The 16,130-nt window shown below is 69.8% G+C and carries 13 protein-coding genes and 1 tRNA gene; 8 read left to right on the forward strand and 6 right to left on the reverse strand.

Going from position 1 to position 16,130, the window contains the following annotated elements:
- From AU195_RS15870 to AU195_RS15880, 3 genes are all read right to left on the reverse strand, one after another.
- A partial coding sequence (locus AU195_RS15870) for an FtsB family cell division protein (protein WP_059160020.1) occupies positions 1 to 641 on the reverse strand: 641 nt, incomplete at its 3' end.
- Between the two features lie 20 nt (positions 642 to 661).
- Positions 662 to 1,951 carry a phosphopyruvate hydratase gene (gene eno / locus AU195_RS15875; protein WP_059160021.1) on the reverse strand — a complete coding sequence of 430 codons (1,290 nt, stop codon included), beginning with the start codon at positions 1,949 to 1,951 and terminating at the stop codon, positions 662 to 664.
- Between the two features lie 79 nt (positions 1,952 to 2,030).
- Positions 2,031 to 2,744: a lytic transglycosylase domain-containing protein gene (locus AU195_RS15880; RefSeq protein WP_059160022.1), complete on the reverse strand. Its 714-nt coding sequence runs from the start codon at positions 2,742 to 2,744 to the stop codon at positions 2,031 to 2,033.
- A gap of 275 nt (positions 2,745 to 3,019) precedes the next feature.
- Here AU195_RS15880 and AU195_RS15885 point away from each other — a divergent pair, with 275 nt between their 5' ends.
- Both AU195_RS15885 and AU195_RS15890 read left to right on the forward strand, forming a co-directional pair.
- Positions 3,020 to 3,943 (forward strand): EfeM/EfeO family lipoprotein, encoded by a 924-nt coding sequence (locus AU195_RS15885; protein WP_059160023.1) that lies wholly within the window; start codon positions 3,020 to 3,022, stop codon positions 3,941 to 3,943.
- Positions 3,940 to 5,199, forward strand: a complete 1,260-nt coding sequence (locus AU195_RS15890; protein ID WP_059160024.1) for a Dyp-type peroxidase — start codon at positions 3,940 to 3,942, stop codon at positions 5,197 to 5,199. Before AU195_RS15885 ends, AU195_RS15890 begins: the two co-directional genes overlap by 4 nt.
- Here AU195_RS15890 and AU195_RS15895 read toward each other — a convergent pair.
- Both AU195_RS15895 and mfd read right to left on the reverse strand, forming a co-directional pair.
- Positions 5,184 to 6,134 carry a nucleoside triphosphate pyrophosphohydrolase gene (locus AU195_RS15895; protein ID WP_059160025.1) on the reverse strand — a complete coding sequence of 317 codons (951 nt, stop codon included), beginning with the start codon at positions 6,132 to 6,134 and terminating at the stop codon, positions 5,184 to 5,186. The two genes, AU195_RS15890 and AU195_RS15895, sit on opposite strands and share 16 nt — an antisense overlap.
- Positions 6,131 to 9,778, reverse strand: coding sequence for a transcription-repair coupling factor (mfd, locus tag AU195_RS15900; RefSeq protein ID WP_059160026.1), 3,648 nt, complete (start codon positions 9,776 to 9,778; stop codon positions 6,131 to 6,133). The genes AU195_RS15895 and mfd overlap by 4 nt, the downstream gene beginning before the upstream one ends.
- A 306-nt stretch (positions 9,779 to 10,084) precedes the next feature.
- Between mfd and AU195_RS15905 the strand changes: the two genes are divergently transcribed.
- On the forward strand, positions 10,085 to 11,728 hold the full coding sequence (locus AU195_RS15905; protein ID WP_059160027.1) for a PGRS repeat-containing protein: 1,644 nt from the start codon (positions 10,085 to 10,087) through the stop codon (positions 11,726 to 11,728).
- 12 nt (positions 11,729 to 11,740) lie between these two features.
- Here AU195_RS15905 and AU195_RS15910 read toward each other — a convergent pair whose 3' ends face one another.
- Positions 11,741 to 12,337, reverse strand: a complete 597-nt coding sequence (locus AU195_RS15910; protein WP_059160028.1) for a TetR/AcrR family transcriptional regulator — start codon at positions 12,335 to 12,337, stop codon at positions 11,741 to 11,743.
- A gap of 85 nt (positions 12,338 to 12,422) precedes the next feature.
- Between AU195_RS15910 and AU195_RS15915 the strand changes: the two genes are divergently transcribed.
- The 5 genes from AU195_RS15915 to AU195_RS15935 all read left to right on the forward strand — a co-directional run bounded on the left by AU195_RS15915 (position 12,423) and on the right by AU195_RS15935 (position 16,109).
- Positions 12,423 to 12,494, forward strand: a tRNA-Gln gene (locus tag AU195_RS15915).
- 47 nt (positions 12,495 to 12,541) lie between these two features.
- Positions 12,542 to 14,023, forward strand: a complete 1,482-nt coding sequence (gene glmU, locus AU195_RS15920) for a bifunctional UDP-N-acetylglucosamine diphosphorylase/glucosamine-1-phosphate N-acetyltransferase GlmU (protein WP_059160029.1) — start codon at positions 12,542 to 12,544, stop codon at positions 14,021 to 14,023.
- A 101-nt stretch (positions 14,024 to 14,124) separates the two neighbouring features.
- Positions 14,125 to 15,105 carry a ribose-phosphate diphosphokinase gene (locus AU195_RS15925; RefSeq protein WP_059160030.1) on the forward strand — a complete coding sequence of 327 codons (981 nt, stop codon included), beginning with the start codon at positions 14,125 to 14,127 and terminating at the stop codon, positions 15,103 to 15,105.
- On the forward strand, positions 15,106 to 15,453 hold the full coding sequence (gene arsC / locus AU195_RS15930) for an arsenate reductase (glutaredoxin) (protein ID WP_059160031.1): 348 nt from the start codon (positions 15,106 to 15,108) through the stop codon (positions 15,451 to 15,453).
- Positions 15,450 to 16,109, forward strand: a complete 660-nt coding sequence (locus AU195_RS15935) for an LpqN/LpqT family lipoprotein (RefSeq protein ID WP_059160032.1) — start codon at positions 15,450 to 15,452, stop codon at positions 16,107 to 16,109. The genes arsC and AU195_RS15935 overlap by 4 nt, the downstream gene beginning before the upstream one ends.
- The last annotated feature ends 21 nt before the right edge of the window (positions 16,110 to 16,130 follow it).

Here is a 16,130-nt window from a genome sequence, read left to right on the forward strand (position 1 = left end):
GGTGCGGGCGGAGGTGGCGGCGCCGGGGCCGGGGGCGGCCCGTGCGGCTCGTCGGCGATGGTCTTCCACAGCGACGTGTACCAGGGCTGTCCGGACGGGGCATTCGGCTGCTCGTCGGCCGGGGCGCCGCCGGGCCGCACCGCCCCCGGCGGCAGCTGCACCTGGAACGGGATGTCCCCCGGCATCACGAAACCGAGCCGCTCCCGTGCCTGCGCGGCGATGAACACCGGATCGGCCAGCTTCACCTTCTGCTGCTCGAGTTCGGCGATCTGCTCACGCAACTGCTCCTCGGTGGCCTTGAGCTGCTTCATCTCCGTGCGCTGCGAGAAGTAGGTGCGCACCGGCCCGGCGATCGTCAGGGTCAGCACACACACCACCGCCGCCAGGATCGCGGCCCGGCGTGCCGCCGAACCGAACCGCTGCTCGGACTGCTCGACAGCGAGCCGTTCGGCCCGGCGCACGATCGCATGACCGACCGGTTCGGAGTCCTGCTGTTCGGCCGCCGGTCTGGCCTCGATGGCGCGCGGTTCGCGGCGGGGAGTCGACGTGCCCTTCGGGCGGCCCCGGTTCGCACCGCCGGGCTTACCCGGCCGGGAGGCCGGGGACCGACGTTTCGGATCGGGCCGCTTCGATTCGGGCATCGTAGTTCAGCACACCACGTCTATTTGGTCTCCAGGGCGAAGCGCGGGAAGGCCAGGTCACCGGCGTAGCGGGCGGCGTCGCCGAGGGTCTCCTCGATGCGCAGCAACTGGTTGTACTTGGCGACGCGCTCGCTGCGGGCCGGCGCACCGGTCTTGATCTGACCGCTGCCGACGGCGACGGCGAGGTCGGCGATCGTGGTGTCCTCGGTCTCGCCGCTGCGGTGGCTCATCATCGTGCGGTACCCGCTGTTGTGGGCCAGCGCGACGGCGTCGAGCGTCTCGGTGAGCGTGCCGATCTGGTTGACCTTCACCAGCAGAGCGTTGGCCGCGCCGCGTTCGATGCCCTCTTCGAGGCGTTCGGGGTTGGTGACGAACAGATCGTCGCCCACCAACTGAACCCGGTCACCGATGCGCGTCGTCAGCGACACCCAGCCGTCCCAGTCGTCCTCGGAGAGCGGATCCTCGATCGACACCAGCGGGTAGGCCTCCAGCAGCGAGGCGTAGAACTCGGCCATCTGCTCGGCCGTGCGGGTCTCCTTCTCGAAGCTGTAACCCGTGCCCTCGGTGTAGAAATCGGTGGCCGCGACGTCGAGCGCCAGGGTCACATCGGTGCCGAGCGAGAACCCGGCGGCCTCGATCGCCGACGAGATCAGGTCCAGCGCGGCCTTGGTGCCCGCCACGTCCGGCGCGAAACCGCCCTCGTCACCGAGTCCGGTGGACAGCCCCTGCTTCTTGAGCACCGACTTGAGCGAGTGGTACACCTCGGCACCCCAGCGCAGCGCCTCCTTGAACGACGGCGCACCGATCGGGGCGACCATGAACTCCTGCACGTCGACGCCCGTGTCCGCGTGCGCACCGCCGTTGAGGATGTTCATCATCGGCACCGGCAGGATGTGGGCGTTCGGGCCGCCGAGATAGCGGAACAGCGGAAGTCCGGCCGATTCGGCCGCGGCCTTCGAAACCGCCAGCGAGACCCCGAGGATCGCGTTGGCGCCCAGCCGGGACTTGTCCGGGGTGCCGTCGAGGTCGAGCAGGGCCTGGTCGATGAGCCGCTGATCGTCGGCGCTCATCCCGATGACCGCGGGGGCGATTTCGTCGAGCACGGCCTGCACGGCCTTGTCGACGCCCTTGCCGAGGTAGCGGGCGCCACCGTCGCGGAGTTCGACGGCCTCGTGCTCACCGGTCGACGCGCCAGAGGGCACCGCGGCGCGGGCGAACGTGCCGTCGGTCAGCGCCAACTCGACCTCGACCGTCGGGTTGCCGCGGGAGTCGAGGATCTCGCGGGCTCCGACCTGCTCGATGATGGGCACTGGCGTCTCCTTCGGGGGGCTGTGCGGACGTCGCCTCAGCCTAAAGGCTGCGTGCGGCGACGGCGTGACCAGAGGCCGGTTACAGACGGCGGCCGTCGGCGTAGGCGGTGGCCCAGTCGCGCACCGTGCGGGCGTACTGCTCGGAGTAGTTGTAGGCCCGCAGCCCGTTCATCCAGCCGCGCGGCGTCGACAGATCCTTGCCCGTGTAGCAGAGGTAGCCCGCCGAGGACAGTGCGGCGTCGTCGATGTTGTCGGGGTCGACCTTGCCGTCGCCGTTGGCGTCGACCCCGTAGAGCCGCCACGTCTCGGGGATGAACTGCATCGGCCCCATCGCGCGGTCCAGCTCGTCGTCACCGTCGAGCAGACCGGAGTCGGTGTCCCTGATCTCGAGATTGCCGCTCGACCCATCCAGGCGCATCCCGCGGATCGGCGGGGTGACCTCGCCGTTGGAGGCCACCATCGCACCCCGGTAGTTGCCGTGGTGGCTTTCGACCATGCCGATCCCGGCAAGCGTGGTCCAGGTCAGGTGACAGTCCGGATTCTCCACCTCGGCTACCCGGGCGGCGTAGGCGTAGGCCTCCAGCGCGGTCACCGGGATGCCGAGTTTCGGCGCCCGCTCCGCAGCCCACTCGTGCAGCGCATCGGCGGGCCGCCCGTCGGCGTAGGTGTCGACCGCGGGGACGGGATCTCCCGGCGGCGGCGGAACACCCTCCGGAATGGGGATGCCCATCTGCCATGAGCAGCTCGAGGCCAGCACCAGGAGCGTCGCGACGACGACGGCGGCCACCATCATCAAGCGACTCTTCGTCCGGGTCGACAGGCTCCCCTCGTCAGACAACGCACTCCCTCAAACCGACTGTCGTCGCTTCATACTCCCATGCGACGGTACGCAACCGGCCGATTCGCAACCCGTGGCGAGGTTGCTGTCCCGGGTCGACAGGCCGGTCTCCCAGGGTAACGACTCCCCCGGAGTGCGGCCGCCGTCCGAACCCCCGGGGCTTTCTTTAGGTATGCCTACCCTCTTGGTGCGGGTGCAGGGTAATGTTCGGCTCCGACCAAGGAGGTCCGATGGGACGGCAAATCGCCTGGCAGGTACCAGTGGTGGCGCTGGCTGTGGTTCTGGCCGGTTGTTCGAGCAACAGCGAGAGCGGCGGCGAGTCCGAGACCGCATCGGCGACGTCGGAAACCTCCGCTGCCGCCGCGGCGCCCAGCCCCGAGGCACAAAAGGCGGCCGCCGACTACAAGGCGTACGCGATCGCGCAGGCCGACGAGCTCGTCGGGGCCGTCAAGACGCTGACCGACGCGGTGCGGGCCAACAACCTGCAGGCCGCCCAGGACGCCTACGCGCCGTCGCGCCTGCCGTGGGAGCGCATCGAGCCGCTGGCCGGCCTCGTCGAGGAGATCGACGGCAAGGTCGACGCGCGCGTCGACGACTTCGCCGGCGTCGACGACCCGGCGTTCACCGGCTGGCACCGCCTCGAATACCTGCTGTTCTCGCAGAACACCACCGAGGGCGGCGCCCAGTTCGCCGATCAACTCGACGCCGACGTCGCGACGCTGCAGAAGCAGCTGCCGACCGTCGACGTCAAGCCCGTCGACGTGTCGACCGGGGCGGCCGAGCTGATCGAAGAGGTGTCGGAGGGCAAGATCACCGGCGAGGAGGATCGCTACTCCAAGACCGACCTGTGGGACTTCCAGGCGAACCTCGAGGGTTCGGAGGCCGCGGTGAACCGGCTGTCGCCTGCGCTGGTGAAGTCCGACCCCGCACTGTTGGGCGAGATCGAAGCCGGCTTCTCGGAGATCTTCGCGACGCTGGGACCGCTGCGCCGCGGTGACGGCTTCGTGCTGTTCTGCACCGAGAACGATCCGTACCCGTCGCCGCGCTGCCCGGAGGTGACCGTCGATCCCGCGACGATCGACAAGTTGAAGGCGCAGCTGGCCGGTCTGTCCGAGAATCTGTCCCAGGTGTCGGGAGTGTTGAAGCTGACGTGACCCGAGGTTCGCGGCGTACCGGTCTTTCGCGCCGATCGTTCTTCACCGGCGCCCTGGGCACCGGCGCCGCAGTCGGCGTCGGTGCCGCGCTGTCGGGATGTTCGGACGCGCCGCCGGCCGCGCCGGCGTCCGGCCCGCGTTTCGTCCCGTTCGACGGCCCGCACCAGGCCGGGATCACGGCGCTGCCGATCCCCGAACAGGGGCTGATCGCCTCGTTCAACGTGTTGTCGAAGGACCGGGCCGGGCTGAAGGCGACGCTGGTCGAACTGACCGACGAGATCCGCGGGCTGATGGCCGGCCGGCCACCCGAGGTGCGCGATCCCGCCTATCCGCCGGTCGACTCGGGCATCCTCGGTGAGAAACCGCCGGCCGACGACCTGTCGGTGGTCGTCGGCGTCGGCGCGTCGCTGTTCGACGACCGGTTCGGCCTGGCCGACCGCAAGCCCCGCGAACTCGAGACCATGCCGTTCATCGCGAACGACCGGCTGGACCCCAAGCTCTCACACGGGGATCTGTCGATCATCCTTGAGGCCGGCCACCACGACACCCTGCAGTTCGCTCTGCGTCAGCTGATGCGCCGCACCCGCAGCCATCTGGTGTTGCGCTGGATGATCGACGGGTACGCCCGCGGAATCGGCGCCGGATCGGCGTCGGAGGCCGCGACGCCTCGGAACCTGTTGGGATTCAAGGACGGAACGTCGAACCTCGACGCCGAGGACGACGCGGTGATGGACCGTCACGTGTGGGTGGGACCCGATGACGGGGAACCCGAATGGGCGGTCGGCGGCTCGTACCAGGCCGTGCGCATCATCCGCATGTTCGTCGAGTTCTGGGACCGGACCCGGCTCGCCGAGCAGGAGGCGATCTTCGGCCGGCGCAAGGTCAGCGGCGCACCGATCGGGATGACCGACGAGTTCGCCGACCCGGACTACGCGGAGGACCCGGACGGCAAACGCATCAAACTCGACGCGCACATCCGGTTGGCGAACCCCCGCACGGCCGAGACCGAGCAGAATCTCATTCTGCGCCGGGGCTTTTCGTACTCACGGGGCTTCGACGGCGCCGGCCGCCTCGACCAGGGACTGGCGTTCGTGTCGTACCAGCGCAGCCTCGAGAGAGGCTTCCTGACCGTTGCGCGGCGACTCAAGGGCGAACCGCTCGAGGAGTACATCCTGCCGGTCGGCGGTGGGTTCTTCTTCACGCTGCCGGGCGTGACCGGTGAGGATCGCTTCCTCGGGGATCAGCTGGTCGACTGAGTCACGCCCGACGGCCAGTGCGCCCGCCACTCCTCTTCGGTGATCCGGGTCGGTGGCACACTGTCGAGTCCGTCGGGGACGTCCTCGCCGCGGCGGGCCGCCGCAACCGCGCGCTCGACGCGGCGCACGGTGTCCATGAACTCGAGAAGGTCAGCGCGCAAGGCGTTCTCGGCGTCGTGATCCGCCGATACCCGCACCGTCGTCAGCGCTTCGGGGATCAGGTCGGCGGGCAGACCCGCCGTGGCGACCCGGGCCAACACCTTCTGCGCCAGCGCCAGCGCCGGCTGGGCGGTCGGCACGTCGTCCATACAGGATTGGCGGGTCTTCTCGGCCGCCTTGCGCTCCTCCCACTGGGCGAGTTGCTCGTCGAGCGAAACCGATTCTCCCGCAAGCACTGCCGGGACCCTGTTGCCGAGTTTGCGGACCAGGGAATCGGCCACGTCGTCGATCGTGAACGCATGCTGGGACGCGTCCTCGGCGATCCGGGCGTGGAACAGCACCTGCAACAGCACATCGCCGAGTTCGCCGCGCAGCTCCTCGGCGTCGCCGCTGCGTACCGCGTCGAAGAGTTCGTAGGTCTCCTCGAGCAGGTAGCGGCGCAGCGAATCGTGGGTCTGCTCGCTCTCCCACGGCCCCGACGTGCGCAGCTTGTCCATCATCGCGACGGCGTCGACGAGGCGTTCGCCGGGCTGTGGATCGGGTGCGGAGATCAGCCGGTCGCCCGCCGCGAGGCGAGCCCTCACCGCGGGATGGTCCGGATCCGACGACAGCAGCACCGGGGCGTCTTCGCCGTCGTAGGCTGGCCGGGCCGCGGGCAGCGACCACGGCACCTTGATCGGCATCTCCTCGGTGTACTGCACGTCGCCGGCGAGCAGGGCGATCGCGTCGACCGGGACGAGGGTCGGGCGGCGGGGATCGACCAGGACGACCGTCATGCTCGTGACCCCCCGAATTTCGCCATATCGATCTCAGCCTGCGGTTTTCCATTGAGCGCCGCAATCAAACCGGCGACCATCGCGACCAGTTCGGCGTCCCGGATGCGCGGCGACCCGACGCTGTCGGTGGTGCGCGGGATCGGCACCGTCACGGTCTGCGTCGTCGCCCGGTACCCGCCGCCCGGGTACATCCGCTTGAGCCGCAGTTGCGCGGAATCCGGCAGCTCCATCGGCGACAGCTTGACCGTCGACGCCGACACCGAACTGACGTCGGTGATGCCGTATTCGCGGCACAGCAGACGCAGCCGGGCCACCCCGACCAGTCGCTGCGCCGGCTCCGGCAAGGGCCCGTACCGGTCGACGAGCTCGTCGACGACGGCGTCGACCCCGGCGTCGTCGGGGGCCGCGGCCAGCCTGCGGTAGGCCTCCAACCGCAGCCGGTCACTGCCGATGTAGTCCGGCGGCAGGTTCGCATCGACCGGCAGGTCGATCCGCACGTCCTTCGTTTCCTCCGGTGTGGCAACGGTTTTGCCGTCGGCCGCCGCACGGTAGGCCTCGACGGCCTCGCCGACCAGCCGCACGTAGAGGTCGAACCCCACCCCGGCCACGTGGCCGGACTGTTCGGCGCCCAGCACATTGCCTGCACCGCGGATCTCGAGATCCTTCATCGCGACGGCCATGCCCGCACCGAGTTCGTTGTTCTGCGCGATCGTGGCCAGCCGGTCATAGGCGGTCTCGGTCAACGGCTGCTCGGGCGGGTAGAGGAAGTAGGCGTACCCGCGCTCGCGCGAACGCCCGACCCGGCCCCGCAACTGGTGCAGCTGCGACAGACCGAACGTGTCGGCACGCTCGACGATCAGCGTGTTGGCGTTCGAGATGTCGAGGCCGGTCTCGACGATCGTCGTGCAGACGAGGATGTCGTACTCGCGGTTCCAGAACCCTTCGACCGTCTTCTCGAGCATCTCCTCCGGCATCTGGCCGTGCGCGACCACGACGCGGGCCTCGGGCACCAGCGCCGCGATCTTCGCGGCGGCCTGATCGATGGTCCGGACCCGGTTGTGGATGTAGAACGCCTGGCCGTCGCGCAGCAGTTCTCGGCGCAGCGCGGCGGCGATCTGCTTGTCGTCCTGCGGCCCGACGTAGGTCAGCACCGGATAGCGCTCCTCCGGCGGCGTGAGGATCGTCGACATCTCGCGGATCCCGGCCAGGCTCATCTCCAGGGTGCGCGGGATCGGCGTCGCGCTCATGGTGAGCACGTCGACGTGGGTGCGCATCGACTTGATGTGTTCCTTGTGCTCCACGCCGAACCGCTGTTCCTCGTCGACGATGATCAGCCCGAGGTCCTTCCACAGCACCCCGGTCTGCAACAGGCGGTGGGTGCCGATCACGACGTCGACCGACCCGTCCTTCATGCCTTCGAGCGTCGCCCGCGACTCGGCGGGGTCGGTGAACCGCGACAGACCCTTCACGGTCACCGGGAAGCCGGCCATCCGGGCGGTGAAGGTCTGCAGGTGCTGGTCGGCGAGCAGCGTCGTGGGCACCAGGACCGCGACCTGCTTACCGTCCTGCACCGCCTTGAACGCCGCGCGCACCGCGATCTCGGTCTTGCCGTAGCCGACGTCGCCGCAGATCACCCGGTCCATCGGGACCGGCTTCTCCATATCGGCCTTGACCTCTTGGATGGCGGTGAGCTGGTCGACGGTCTCGGTGAACCCGAACGCATCCTCCATCTCGTTCTGCCACGGGGTGTCCGGGCCGAACGCATGGCCGGGCGCGGCCTGCCGCTTGGCGTACAGCGCCACCAGTTCGCTGGCGATCTCCCGGACCGCCCGCCGGGCCTTGGTCTTGGTGTTGGCCCAGTCGCTGCCGCCGAGTTTCGACAGTGACGGCGCCTCGCCGCCGACGTAGCGCGACAGCTGGTCGAGCGAATCCATCGGCACGTACAGCCGGTCGGATCCCCCGCCGCGCTTGCTGGAGGCGTACTCGAGCACCAGGTACTCGCGGCGCGCGCCGCCGACCACGCGCTCGGTCATCTCCACGAACCGGCCGATGCCGTGCTGATCGTGGACCACCAGATCGCCCGCGGTCAGCGCCAGCGGGTCGACGACGTTGCGCCGCTTGGCGGCCAGCCGCTTGCCCTCGGTGGCCGCGACGCGGCTGCCGGTCAGATCGGCCTCGGTGATGATCACCAGCGAGGCGCCCGGCAGCACGACGCCGTCGTGCAGGGGCCCCTTGAGCACCCCGACGACACCGCCCTTCGGCTCGGCGCCGGGCTCGAGCATCGTTGCGGGCGTGTCGTTTTCGCCGAGCTGCTCGACGACGCGCTGCGCGGTGCCCGCACCCGGTGTCACGACCGCGGCGTATCCGCCGGTCGACACGTGGGCGCGCAGCATCGCGAAGATCTCCTCGACCGACGACTGCTGCCCGCGCGCCGACGGCGCCGAGCGGATGTCGAGTTCGATCGCCGACTCGGTGGACAGCTGGCTCAGGGTCCACCACGGGTGTCCGCCTGCGCGTGCGCCCGTGCGCACCTCGTCGAAGCCGAGGAAGCCCGACGCCCCCATCGCCTCCAGATCGATCGGGGCGTCACCGCCGACCGCGGCCGTCGACCACGAGGCCTCGAGGAATTCGCGCCCGGTCTTGATCAGGTCGGCGGCGCGGGTGCGCACCTTCTCCGGATCGCACACCAGGATCGGCGCCGAGTCCGGCAGGTGGTCGGACAGCATCGCCAGATCGCCCGGGCCGCCGGCCGACGTGAGCAGGGGCAGCAGCGCCTCCATCCCGTCGACCGGGATGCCCTCGGCGAGTTTGGCCAGCATGTCGGGCACGCTGCCCGGCACGGTGTTCTCGTGCGTGGGGTGCTCTGCCGACAACGCGGCCGCCCGCTTGCGGACGTCGTCGGTCATCAGCAGTTCCCGGCACGGCACCGCGATGACGGTGTCGACCTCGATCTCCGGAATGGACCGCTGATCGGCGACGGCGAACATCCGCATCTCGGAGACCTCGTCACCCCAGAACTCGACGCGCACCGGATGCTCGGCCGTGGGCGGGAAGACGTCGAGGATGCCGCCGCGCACCGCGAACTCGCCGCGTTTGGAGACCATGTCGCAACGGGTGTAGGCCAGATCGACCAGCCGCTTGATGACGCCGTCGAATTCCAGCTCGGCGCCGACGGCGAGTGACACCGGCTCCACGTCGGCCAGCCCCGGCGCCATCGGCTGGACCAGCGAGCGGGCCGTGGTGACCACGACCCGCAGCGGCGGGCCGAGGCGGGCGTCGTCGGGATGGGCCAGCCGGCGCAGCAGCATCATCCGCGCGCCGACGGTGTCGACGCCCGGCGAGAGCCGCTCGTGGGGCAACGTCTCCCAGGACGGGAACAGCGCGGCGGACTCCCCGATCACGCCCTTGAGTTCGGTGGTCAGATCGTCGGCCTCACGGCCGGTGGCGGTGACGACCAGCAGCGGGCCGGCCTGCGCCAGCGCGGCGGTGACGAGCAGCCGCGCACTCGACGGGCCGACCATCGCGAGGTCGTCGGGTTTGTCGGCGGCGCGGGCGGTCAGATCGGCAAGGCACGGATCGCGCAGTGCCGATTCGATGAGACCCGCGATCGGGGTCTGGACAGAAGGGTGCCCCGGTGCGGTCATGATGACCCCATTCTAGGCGCCGGCACGGGGGCCACGGACCGGCCCGGCGCACCGCCGCGCGCCCGATCCCCCGGACGTTGCCCAGCACATCCGCGGGAAGTTCAGCGAATTATTGTTGATTCCGTAAGCATCTTGTCTAAGCTTTCCGAGAAGCCCTGGATGTCAGCGATTCATGGGCAGTGGAACGGAAGCCGAATGGCATGCTCGTGCTGGACTTCAGCAGCGCAGGTTCAGTATGAGCAACGCCGAAGGCTTCTCTGGCAGACACCATTCGTGATCGCGGGCGGTGCACATCGAAAGGTCACGATGGCGCGTACGCCTGTCGGTCGAATCGCAGTACTCGCAGCCGCCCTCGGGGTCGGATTCACCCCTGCCCTCGCGGCTCACGCCGCCACCGCTCCGACGCCGGGCCACCTCGCCATCTCGATCAACGGCGAACTCAAACACCAGGAGGGCACCGCGACGGCCAGCTCGGTCGGCGGAGGGGAGAACGATTGGTCGTCAGATAGCCGGGCGATCGCCAGAGGCGCGAACGCCAGGGCCGAAGTAAGCCGTGATCGCTCGGTTGCCGAAGCCACCGGCGACGGGGCCACTGCCGTGGTGACCGAGGAGAGGAGCCGGGCGTTTGTGCAGGGAGCCGGCAGCCGCGCCACGATCAACAGCTCCTACAGCCGCGCCACGGTCAAGGGCGACGGCATCTCCGTCCTGATCGACCTCGGGCGTGCGACCCAGGTCGACGCCGAGGGCTCGAATTTCGTCTTGACGATCCTGGGAACCGAGAACACCGTCGACTACCGCAACGTGCACGGCGGTAGATACGACCTCCGGGGTTCCGGGCAGGTGTTCTGCCGCAATGGCACGGTCGTGTGCTCCACGCCGCTCAACCCCGGGCCGTTCGGACGTCAGACCCTGGCGCTGACAACCCTGGCAACGGTCCGCGGGCCGCTGTTCGGGTTGTTCGGTGACGGGGTCGATGCCGCCGCCGATTGCACCGGCACAGCCTGCAACGGCGGCCGCGGTGGTCTGATGTGGGGCAACGGCGGCAACGGCGCCAACGGCGGAGTCGGCGGCGCGGCCGGATTGTTCGGTAACGGCGGGCGGGGCGGTAACGCGACGGACACCGCGGCGGCGGGTGATGGCGGGACCGGTGGCCTGTTGTTCGGCAACGGCGGCACCGGCGGGGCCGCGAGTGGGGAGTTCGTCGAGGCAGGCGATGGCGGCGACGCCGGCTGGTTCGGCAACGGCGGGACCGGGGGCTTCTCCGGCCATGAGTACGGGATCGCCGGAAACGGCGGTCGCGGCGGGCTGATCGCGGGCAATGGCGGCGACGGCGGGATCGGCACCAACGACTACGGCGTCGCCGGCGACGGCGGCAACGCCGGCCTGATCGGGAACGGCGGCCGCGGCGGCCAGGCCGGATCGGAGTCGACCGAGGCCGCGTACGGCGGGGACGGCGGCAATGGCGGACTGCTCGTCGGTAGGGGCGGCCACGGCGGCGACGCCGACGCCACCACCACCGCGGTCGCCGGCTGGGGTGGTCACGCCCGAGGCGTCGGCGACGGCGGCGACGGCGGCGACGCCACGGCCAACGGCCCCGTCGACGGTATCGCCGTCGGCGGTGACGGGGGTGACGGCGGATACCGCGGCGATGGCGGTAACGGCGGCAAGGCCACCGGCACCTTCGCCGGGATCGGCGGCGACGGCGGAGCCGGGGGTGCGCAAGGCGGGAGCGGCGGTGATGGCGGTGACGGCATCGGCGACGACGACGACGGTATCGGCGGTGGTGGCGACGGCGGCGACGCCAAGGGCTTCGGCGACGGCGGCAAGGGTGGCGATGGCAGCGGCTGGTCAGGGTCCGGCGGCCGCGGCGGCGACGGCGGCGGCGGCGGCGGCGGCGAATCCCGCTCGCGGTCAGGCCACGACGGCCGCGACGGCAGCTCCATCGACTAGCGCCGCGACTACTTACTCCTCGTCCTGCAGACGGGGGTCGGCCTCGAGGTGCGTCAGCCCGTTCCACATCAGGTTCACCAGATGCGCGGCGACGACCTCCTTCTTGGGCACCCGGGTGTCGAGCCACCACTGCGCGGTCATCGACACCGACCCGACCAGCGCCTGCGCGTAGAGGGGCGCGAGTTCCGGATCGAGGCCGCGGCGGGAGAAGTCGCCGGCGAGGATCGAGCTGACCTGGTTGACCGCGTCGTTGAGCAGCGTCGAATAGGTGCCGGAGGTGATCGACGCGGGCGAATCGCGGATCAGGATGCGGAAGCCGTCGGTGCGCTCCTCGACGTAGGTCAACAGTGCCAGCGCCACCCGCTCCACCCGCACCCGCGAGCGGTTGTTGGTCAGCGACGAGGTGATGCCGTCGAGCAACGCCGACATCTCGCGGTCGACCACCACCGCGTAGAGCCCCTCCTTACCGCCGAAGTGCTCGTAGACCACGGGTTTGGACACATTCGCCCGCTGTGCGATCTCCTCGATCGAGGTGCCTTCGTACCCGCGCTGGGCGAACAGCGACTTCGCGATCTCGACGAGCTGCTGCCGCCGCTCGCTGCCGGTCATCCTGGCGCGGGGTGGACGCACTTCCTTGTCGGGCGCTGCCATATTCGGAGCGTATCGGCTTCGACTACAGTCTCGAGGTGATCGATCCGTCGTGGTGTAATCGGCAGCACCTCTGATTTTGGTTCAGATAGTTCAGGTTCGAGTCCTGGCGACGGAGCAATCGGCGGCGCAAACGCCGGTTCGCGCCAGGTGAGGACGACACCGATGACCACATCGACCGATACCGCGGTTCTCGTGCTGGCCGCAGGCGCCGGGACGCGGATGCGCTCGGACATTCCCAAAGTGCTGCACACTCTCGGCGGGCGCAGCATGCTCGCGCACGCCCTGCACACCGTGGCCGAGGTCGCGCCGCAGCACCTCGTGGTGGTGCTCGGGCACGACCGCGAGCGCATCGCCCCCGCCGTCGACGCGCTGGCCGCCGAACTCGGCCGCCCCGTCGATGTCGCGATCCAGGATCAACAGCTCGGCACCGGCCACGCCGCGGAATGCGGCCTCTCGGCGCTGCCCGACGACTTCACCGGGACCGTCGTCGTGACCGCGGGCGACGTGCCGCTGCTCGACGCCGACACCGTGGCCGACCTGCTGGCCACCCACGGTTCGGCCGCGGCCACCGTGCTGACCACGACGGTCGACGACCCGACCGGATACGGGCGCATCCTGCGGACCCAGGACAACGAGGTCACCCGCATCGTCGAACAGGCCGACGCCAACCCCTCGCAGCAGGCGATCCGCGAGGTCAACGCCGGCGTGTACGCCTTCGACATCACCGCGCTGCGGTCGGCGTTGCGCCGGCTCGGGTCGGACAACGCGCAGCACGAGCTGTACCTCACCGACGTCATCGCGATCTTCCGCCAGGACGGCCTAAGCGTGCGGGCCACACACGTCGACGACAGCGCCCTGGTCGCCGGCGTCAACGACCGCGTGCAACTGGCGGCGCTGGGCGCCGAACTCAACCGGCGCATCGTCACCGCCCACCAGCGGGCCGGTGTCACCGTGATCGATCCGGGCTCCACGTGGATCGACGTCGACGTGACCATCGGCCGCGACACCGTCGTCCGGCCCGGCACCCAGCTGCTGGGCCGCACCCGCGTCGGCGGGCGCTGCGACGTCGGACCCGACACCACGCTCACCGACGTCACCGTCGGCGACGGCGCCTCGGTGGTGCGCACCCACGGCTCGGAAGCCGCCATCGGCGACGACGCCACCGTGGGTCCGTTCACCTATCTGCGCCCGGGCACCGTCCTGGGCGCCGACGGCAAGCTCGGCGCCTTCGTCGAGACCAAGAACGCGACCATCGGCGCGGGCACCAAAGTGCCCCACCTGACCTACGTCGGCGACGCGGACATCGGCGAGCACAGCAATATCGGCGCGTCGAGCGTGTTCGTCAACTACGACGGCGAGACCAAGAACCGCACGACCATCGGCTCGCACGTGCGAACCGGATCGGACACCATGTTCGTCGCGCCCGTGACCGTCGGAGACGGCGCCTACACCGGCGCGGGCACGGTGATCCGGGAGGACGTCCCGCCGGGTGCGCTGGCCGTCTCGTCGGGGTCGCAACGCAACATCGAGGGCTGGGTGGCGCGCAAACGCCCCGGGTCGGCGGCGGCACGCGCGGCGGAGCGCGCATCAGCCGAAGCGGCGGAGCAGGCTTCCGGTCACCGCGACGACTCCCAGGGGTCGTGACCTCGACCACTTCTGTTCGCGATCTGGCAACCCGGGCACGAACACCCAGATTCGCTACGTACGATTGGGCCGACACGATCCCCGACCGGCGAGGGCGCACAGTGGGCACCGAGTGGACCGACAACCGCAAGAACCTGATGCTCTTCTCGGGCCGCGCGCACCCCGAACTGGCTGAACAGGTCGCCAAGGAACTCGACACCCCGGTGACCGCCCAGACCGCGCGCGACTTCGCCAACGGCGAGATCTTCGTCCGCTTCGACGAATCCGTGCGCGGCTGCGATGCGTTCGTCCTGCAGTCCCATCCGGCACCGCTGAACCAGCACCTGATGGAACAGCTCATCATGATCGACGCGCTCAAGCGCGGCAGCGCCAAGCGGATCACCGCGATCCTGCCGTTCTACCCGTACGCGCGGCAGGACAAGAAGCACCGGGGCCGTGAGCCGATCTCGGCCCGACTGGTCGCCGACCTGCTCAAGACCGCGGGCGCCAACCGGATCCTCACCGTCGACCTGCACACCGACCAGATCCAGGGCTTCTTCGACGGTCCGGTCGACCACATGCGGGCGCAGAAACTGCTGACCGGCTACATCGCCGAGCACTATCCCAGCGAGAACATGGTCGTGGTCTCTCCCGACTCCGGTCGCGTCCGGGTGGCCGAGAAGTGGGCCGACTCGCTGGGCGGCACACCGCTGGCCTTCATCCACAAGACCCGCGACCCGCTGGTGCCGAACCAGGTGGTGTCCAACCGCGTGGTCGGCGACGTGCGGGGCAAGACCTGCGTGCTCACCGACGACATGATCGACACCGGCGGCACCATCGCCGGAGCGGTCAAACTGCTCAAGCAGAACGGTGCGGGCGACGTGATCATCGCGGCGACCCACGGTGTGCTGTCGGATCCCGCGCGTGAGCGCCTCGCCGAATGCGGCGCCCGCGAGGTCATCGTCACCAACACCCTGCCGATCGGCGAGGACAAGCAGTTCCCGCAGCTCACCGTGCTGTCGATCGCTCCGCTGCTGGCCAACACCATCCGCGCGGTGTTCGACAACGGTTCGGTGACAAGCCTTTTCGACGGGTCGGCGTAGATGGCTGCCCGGGCCACCATCTACCACAACCCCAAGTGCTCGACGTCGCGTAAGACTCTGGACCTGTTGCGCGAGAACGGGATCGAGCCCGAGGTGGTGCAGTACCTCAAGACGCCGCCGTCGCGCGAGCAGATCGCCGCGATGATCGAGGCCGCAGGCATCGATGTGCGCACCGCGGTCCGCAGACGCGAATCGCTCTATGCCGAACTGAATCTGGCCGACGCGACCGACGACGAGCTGCTCGACGCGCTCGCCGAGCATCCGATCCTCATCGAGCGGCCGTTCGTCGTGACCGACAGGGGCACCCGGTTGGCCCGGCCGATCGACGCGGTGCGCGAGATCCTGTGACGGGTCGCCGCGTCGCGGCGGCCGCAGCCGCGCTGCTGGTCCTCGCCACCACTGCGTGCGGCGCGGAAACCCCTGACTATCAAGCGCTCTGGAGCACGTCGAGCAGCGCTCCCCCGCCGTCGGAGACACCCACCGAGGCACCGGTGCCGATCGCGGAGTATCTGGAGGGAGTCGGCGTCACCGGCCGCACGGTCGCCCCCGAGAAGCTGCCCGACCTGACCGTCAGCATCCCGACGCCGCCCGGCTGGCAGCCGTACCCCGGCACCCAGTTCGAACCGGGTACCCGCGTCATCGCCAAGGGCGACACGTATCCGATCGCGATGCTGCTGGTGTTCGAGTTGACCGGTCGGTTCGACGCCGCCGAGGCGATCAAACACGGCGACGACGACGCCCGGCTGTCGGAGAACTTCAAGGAACTCAACGCCTCGCAGGACCCGTGGCGCGGCCTGCCGTCGGCGATGGTCGAGGGCACCTACGACCTCAACGGCCAACGGATGCAGACCTACAACCGGATCGTCATCGCGACCGGGGCGCCGCCGGCCAACCAGCGCTACCTCGTCCAGCTGACGGTGACCAGCTTCGCCGACGAGGCCGAGAAGCACGGCAAGGACATCGAGACGATCCTCGCCGGCTTCACGGTCGCCCCCAAGACGTGACCCGGACCGGCGGCGCCCCGG

It is taken from the genome of Mycobacterium sp. IS-1496, from assembly GCF_001499995.1.
In the GTDB taxonomy this organism is placed as follows: Bacteria; Actinomycetota; Actinomycetes; order Mycobacteriales; family Mycobacteriaceae; genus Mycobacterium.